At 60.8% G+C, this 2,528-nt stretch carries 3 protein-coding genes; all 3 read left to right on the top strand.

Annotation, left to right across the window (positions count from 1 at the left end):
- Nucleotides 1–505, top strand: a 505-nt coding sequence (locus H1Y01_RS19105; protein ID WP_180542421.1) for a TRAM domain-containing protein, incomplete at its 5' end; no start/stop codon positions are given.
- Between the two features lie 58 nt (nucleotides 506–563).
- Entirely contained in the window at nucleotides 564–1,049 is a 486-nt protein-coding gene (locus tag H1Y01_RS19100; RefSeq protein ID WP_180542419.1) for a bifunctional nuclease family protein, read from the top strand.
- A 28-nt stretch (nucleotides 1,050–1,077) separates the two neighbouring features.
- Nucleotides 1,078–2,528: DPP IV N-terminal domain-containing protein (locus H1Y01_RS19095; RefSeq protein ID WP_180542417.1), on the top strand; the 1,451-nt coding region annotated here is incomplete at its 3' end.

Genomic DNA, 2,528 nt, shown 5'->3' with positions numbered 1-2,528 from the left:
CATGCAGCGCCAGTACACGCGCGACGAATACATGCGCCGCATTGAGTGGATGAAGAACGCCCGCCGCCCCATCGCGATCACGACCGACATCATCATCGGGTTCCCCGGTGAGACGGAGCACGAGTTTCAGGACACACTCGATCTGCTCGACGAAGTGCAGTACGATTCGCTCTTCTGCTTCAAGTACTCGCCGCGTCCGAACACACCCGCGATTTCGATGCCCGATGCGATTTCCGAAGAAGAGAAAACGCGGCGCTTCAACGTGCTGCAAGAGCGGCAGCGCGCGATTCAAATCCGGCGGAACTCGCTGCTGATCGGCGCCGTAGAAGAAGTCAACGTGGAGGGCCGGAATAAAGCGCTCGATCAATGGATCGGCCGCACGTCGCAGAATCGCACGCTGAATTTCACGTCGCCAAGCGCGGACGATCTGGTCGGAACTTATCTTCCTGTGCGCGTCACGCGTGCCGGACCGAACTCGCTGGTGGGTGAAGCCTGTCCCACGTAGCGTGTCTTGCAAAGCGGCGCGTGCTGTAATGAAACTGGAGCGTCGGGGGGAGGGCTAGATGGAAGTTGAAATGAAAATCCGCGGGCTGATGATGGATCCGGTCACCAACATGCCCATTGTGATTTTGAAGGACGTGTCGGGTAACACCGTTCTTCCCATCTGGGTCGGGATTTACGAAGCCAACGCGATCGCGCTCGAGATCGAAAAGGTCTCCACGCCGCGTCCCATGACGCATGACCTGATCAAGAGCCTGCTGCTCGGGCTATCGACCGGCGTGCGCAAAGTCGTGGTGAGCGATTTGAAAGAAGACACGTTCTACGCGTTGATCTGGTTGGACCGCGACGGCGAAATGATTTCGGTCGATTCACGGCCCAGCGATGCGCTCGCGCTGGCGTTGCGCCTCGATTGCCCGATCTTCGTCGACGATGAAGTGCTGAAGTCTTCCAAAGTTGCCGCGACAGTCTCCGACAAGGTCAACAACGAAGAGTTGAAGCGCTGGCTCGAAGGTCTGAACGACGAAGACCTCGGCCGCTACAAGATGTAAGCCGCGCCTTTCCGGCGTACAATTTTCCATGCGCGTTTTTGCAGCAGTGCTCTGCGCGGCGGCCTGCGCCCGTGCGGCGGCGCCCTCGTTCACCATCGACCAAGTTCTGAGTTCCCCGTTCCCGTCATCGTTGACCACCAATGGGCACGGCAAGATCGCGTGGGTGGAAGATCCGCCCGGATTCCGGAATCTGTGGGTTGCGGAAGCCCCGAATTATGCCGCGCGCCAGGTCGCCACCTTTCACGATCACGGAATTGAACTCGGCGAAGTCACCATCAGCGTGGACGGGTCCGAAGTCGCGTTCACACGCGGCGAAGACCCGAACACAAAGGGCGAGATCCCCAACCCTGCGCATTACGTCGGCGGCACCGAACAGGAAGTGAACACCGTCCCGTTCAGCGGCGGCGAGGTTAAGAAAATCGGCAAAGGTCATAGTCCCGCGCTTTCGCCCGACGGAAAGACGGTCGCGTTCGTTAACGCGGATCAAGTCTGGAGCGCTCCTGCCGACGGCAGCGGCAAGGCCGAGCAGCTGATTCACGCGCGCGGCAATGCGGAGAGCCTCGAATGGTCGCCTGATGGGAAGTATCTGGCGTTCGCCAGCCGTCGCGCGCAGCACTCATTTATCGCCGTGTACGCAGTCGGCGAATCTCAATTGCGTTATCTCGACCCGAGCGTCGACAGCGACGCGGAACCGGTCTGGTCTGCGGATTCGCATCGGGTCGCATTCATCCGCATCGCGACGTCGCAGACAGCAACCGCGTTCGGTCCCGAGCGCGCGGCCGAAACGCCATGGTCGATTCGGGTTGCCGATGCCGACACGTGCCAGGGCCGCGAGATCTGGCATGCCGATCCCCAGCAAGGGAGCGAGTTTCACGCTCTGGATGCGCCTCATCAACTGCTGTGGGCCGACGGCGATCGCATCGTGTTCCCGTGGGAGCGCACGGGATATCAACATCTTTACTGGATCGCGCTCGCGGGCGGCGCGGCGCATGAGTTGACTCCGGGAGTTTTCGAGGTGGAATCGGCCGCACTTTCGCCCGATCGCAAATCGATTGTGTACGCTTCCAATCAGGACGATATCGATCGCCGCCACGTCTGGCGCGTGATGCTCGACGGCGGCGCGCCGCGACGACTTACGAACGGCGCCGATATCGAATGGAGCGCAGCTTTACCGGCGGGCGGCGATGTCGCCATTTTCCGCTCGGATGCAAAGCATCCCGCACATGCTTCCCTCATCACGGCGAGCGGCGTCCGCGATCTTCGTCCGGACTGGCTGCCTGGCGACTTCCCGCTGGCATCGATGGTCGAACCCGAACCGGTGTTGATCAACGCCGCGGATGGCATGCAGATTCATGGACAGTTGTTCCTTCCGCACGACGGTAAGTCGCAGCACCCGGCCGTGATCTTCTTCCACGGCGGATCGCGCCGTCAGATGCTGCTCGGCTGGCACTACATGCTTTACTACCACCAGGCTTACGG

This window comes from Nevskia soli (genome assembly GCF_903970205.1).
GTDB lineage: Bacteria > Acidobacteriota > Terriglobia > Bryobacterales > Bryobacteraceae > Bog-113.
The sequence above is the reverse complement of the archived record's forward strand: the minus strand, read 5'-3'. Positions and strand labels throughout refer to the sequence as shown.